Source organism: Microbacterium sp. HMWF026, assembly GCF_003061325.1.
GTDB classification, from domain to species: domain Bacteria; phylum Actinomycetota; class Actinomycetes; order Actinomycetales; family Microbacteriaceae; genus Microbacterium; species Microbacterium testaceum_E.
Genome location: NZ_QAJB01000315.1, coordinates 507 through 3,827, shown reverse-complemented (window position 1 = coordinate 3,827; position 3,321 = coordinate 507). Strand labels below are relative to the sequence as shown.

General features: G+C 72.8%; 3 protein-coding genes and 1 pseudogene. All 4 read right to left on the bottom strand.

Features of this window, described 5'->3' with window-relative positions; translation table 11 throughout:
- Positions 1 to 1,545 (bottom strand): PASTA domain-containing protein (locus DBR36_RS12085; protein ID WP_108319718.1); only part of this gene is annotated, 1,545 nt, incomplete at its 3' end.
- A gap of 52 nt (positions 1,546 to 1,597) precedes the next feature.
- The gene (locus DBR36_RS12080; RefSeq protein ID WP_146185341.1) at positions 1,598 to 2,134 is read right to left on the bottom strand and encodes a hypothetical protein; all 537 of its coding nucleotides are present in this window, start codon (positions 2,132 to 2,134) and stop codon (positions 1,598 to 1,600) included.
- Between the two features lie 212 nt (positions 2,135 to 2,346).
- Complete coding sequence (gene recR, locus DBR36_RS12075) at positions 2,347 to 2,940, bottom strand: recombination mediator RecR (RefSeq protein ID WP_108319714.1); 594 nt, start codon at positions 2,938 to 2,940, stop codon at positions 2,347 to 2,349.
- Positions 2,940 to 3,321, bottom strand: a pseudogene (locus tag DBR36_RS12070) (DNA polymerase III subunit gamma and tau); the annotation flags it as partial. The pseudogene DBR36_RS12070 and the gene recR, both read right to left, overlap by 1 nt.

The following is a 3,321-nucleotide window of genomic DNA, read 5'->3' as shown; positions in this document are numbered from 1 at the left end:
GCCCACGGGCGCCGTGCCGCCGCCGGCGGGCTCGGCCGAGACAACGGTTCCCGCCGGGCGCGCCGACGCGGCGGTGGTCTGCGCCGGGATGAATCCGGCGGTGCGCAGCGTCGACGCCGCGGTCGCGGCATCCATTCCCGACACATCCGGCACGAGATTGATCCCGGATGCCACGATCAGACGGATCGCGGACCCACGCGGCACCGAGGCACCCGGCGCGGGATCGGCCGAGAGCACCGTCCCGGCGGGGAGCGCCGCGTCGCTCTCGGTGATCTCGCCGACCCGCAGGCCCGCGTCGGCAAGAGCGGCGCGGACGGTGTCGAGCGGACCGAGCGCAGGGACGACGGCGGCGACGATCGGCTCCGGGGTCGGCGTCGCGGTGCGGGGTTCGAGGGTCGGCGAGGCGCTTGGTGTCGAGGCGATGACGGGGTCCGCTGCCGCGGGTCTCTCGCGACCGGCGCCGGCCATGAGCGGCACCGCCGTGGCGGCGACGGCGAGCAGGGCGATGACGACGATGACGGTGCCCCAGCCCCGACCCCCGCGTTCGTTCGTCACGGCCTCTCGCTTCGGTCGCGCGGCGGCGAAGCCGAGCGACGCGGAGCTGTGCGGCCTGCCGGCGGCCAGCACGCGAGTGGCGCTCGTGCGCGACGCGGGCGCGATCCCCTGCGGGGTGGCGACCGCTGCGCGAGCGGCATCGCGCATCTCTGCCGCGTCGGCGAAGCGGTCCGCAGGTTCCTTCAACAGCGCGCGGACGACGACGCGATCCAGCGCCGGCGGCACAGTACGCGCGATGACCGACGGCACCGGGGGCGCCGCATGCAGGTGCGCGCGGATCACCGCTGCGCGGTCGGGTCCGGCGAAGGGGGCGCGCCCGGTGAGGGCGAAGTACAGCAAACCGCCGACCTGGTACAGGTCCCCGGCCGGGCCGACGGGCAGACCCGAGACCTGTTCGGGCGAGGCGAACTCGACGTTGCCGACGACCCCGGCCGACCCCGGCGAGACCGAGCTGCGCAGGACGTCGTCGCCGTGCGCGGTGCGACCGGTTTCGTCGGCGAGACCGAAGTCGAGCAGTGTCGCCCTCGGGCGCTGATCGCCCTCGAAGCGGATCAGCACGTTCGCGGGCGAAACGTCGCGGTGCACCAGACCGCCGGCATGCGCCGCGGCAAGGGCGTCGAGGACGCTGACGCCCACCGCGACGGCATCCTGCGCCGTCAGCGGCCCCCTCTCGCGGACGTGCTCTGACAGGGTGACGCCCTCGACGAGCTGCTGGGCGATCCACGCGACGGGCAGGCCGTCGTCCTCGAAGGTGCCCAGGTCGATGACGCCGACGATCCCGGGGTGCGACACGTGGGCGGTACGCCGCCCCTCGACCAGGAACGCCTCGCGCAGGGCGGCGCTGCGCGACAGGTGCGGGTGCAGGAGCTTCACCGCAACGGTACGCCCCGTCACCTCGTCGTGCGCGCGGAATACCGACGCGGTGCCGCCGGACCCCAGCAGGCCCGCGACGCGAAAACGGCCCGCGATGAGTCCGGCGGCGTCATTCATGCGCCCGACCCGCCGGGTCGACGACGGTGGCGTGAGGCGCGGGCGAGGGCGGTCACGCGAGCTGTGCGGCGACGCGAGACCGGCGCCCCGACGCGGTGCCGATGCTGACACCCTCCACGACCTCGGCCGCTGTGAGGACCGACACGGCCGAGCGACCGGCACTCATCGCCTCGCCCGCCGATTCGTACCATCGCGCGGCGGTGGCCACGGGATGTTCGCCGCGGCGCAGCAGCCACGCGTGCTTGGTGGCGACCGGCCCGCGCACCGTGGTGACGCTCATCTCCCCCGCCCACAGCTGTGCGCTCCGCGCGGCTTCCACGGCCGCCGTCGGCGAGGGGAAGACGGTGGCGCAGCGCGCGAGTTCGCGGTTGTTGGTGGCGAGGAGCCGCCACACCCCGAACACCCCGATCGGGGCGACGATCGCGGTCGGGGCCGCCTCGGTCAGAGCGAGTTGCGTCACGGCGAGCTCCGGCAGCAGGTATGACCGGAAGAGCAGCCACGCGCTGAGGCGCGGGTCACGGGTGGAACGAAAGGTGTCGAAGATCACGCGGCCTCGGCGCGCGCGCGGTGTGGAGAGCATGTCGCTCACGGATCTGGCCCCTGTCTGACGGACCTGCGCGCCGATGGTTCGGGTCATCAGACGCTGTTCCGCAGAGTCGAAAGTGCTCTGTGCGGATGGACGTGACGCGAGCGGGGGGTGAACGCGGAGTTCACCACCCCTCAACAGATTTCAGCGAACCCTCAGGATTTACTCACCCGGCTCATCACCCCAGTTATCCTGCCGAGGCGGTGGTCGGAGTGTCAGAGCGTCCGGCGCCCCTCGAAGGCGCGGCCGAGGGTCACTTCGTCGGCGTACTCGAGGTCGCCGCCGACGGGCAGACCGGATGCCAGACGGGTGACGCGGATCTCGAGGGTGTGCAGCAGCCGGCTCAGGTAGGTGGCCGTGGCCTCGCCCTCGAGGTTGGGGTTGGTGGCGAGGATGACCTCTTGCACGGTGCCGTCGGCGAGGCGCTGCATGAGCTGGGCGACGCGCAGGTCGTCGGGGCCGATGCCGGCGATGGGGCTGATCGCTCCGCCGAGCACGTGGTAGAGCCCGCGGAATTCGCGCGTGCGCTCGATGGCGGCGACGTCCTTGGCGTCCTCGACGACGCAGATGAGAGTGGCGTTGCGGCGGGGGTCGCGGCAGATGGAGCAACGGTCCTGTTCCGAGACGTTGCCGCAGATCTCGCAGAACTTGACCTTGTCGCGGATCTCTCCGAGCAGGGTGGACAGGCGAGAGACGTCGAAGTTGGGCGACTGCAGGATGTGGAACGCGATGCGTTGCGCCGACTTGGGGCCGATGCCGGGAAGGCGACCGAACTCGTCGATCAGGTCTTGGACGATGCCGTCGTACATCAGCTGAACCTCGTCGGGGGCTCGTAGGGCTCGTCGCGCACGTACGTCGCTCCGAGCATCTGGCGGACCACGGCTTCGCCGTAGCGCTGGACGCCGCCGCTGAGCGGGGGCATGCGCGGCACGACGACCGGCGGCAGGGGCGCTTCGGCTTCGTCCGCGGGCGGGATGACGTCGTCGTCGTCGACCTCGTCGGGAGCGGGGACGGACGGGGTCACCTCGCGCGCAGGCAGCACCGCTCCCTGCGCGGCGACGCCGGCCACCGGGGGCGCCGTCGCTTCGGCGGGCTCGTCGTCGACGGCGAGGGCCGTGGGGGCCGGCGTCGCGGAGCCATCGGAGGACGGGATCGGGGCGACCGCCCACTCGGTCACCGACGAGGCGTAG

Coding starts and splice junctions, on each gene's coding strand:
- recR (WP_108319714.1), bottom strand. CDS start 2,940: ATGTACGACGGCATCGTCCAAGACCTGATCGACGAGTTCGGTCGCCTT.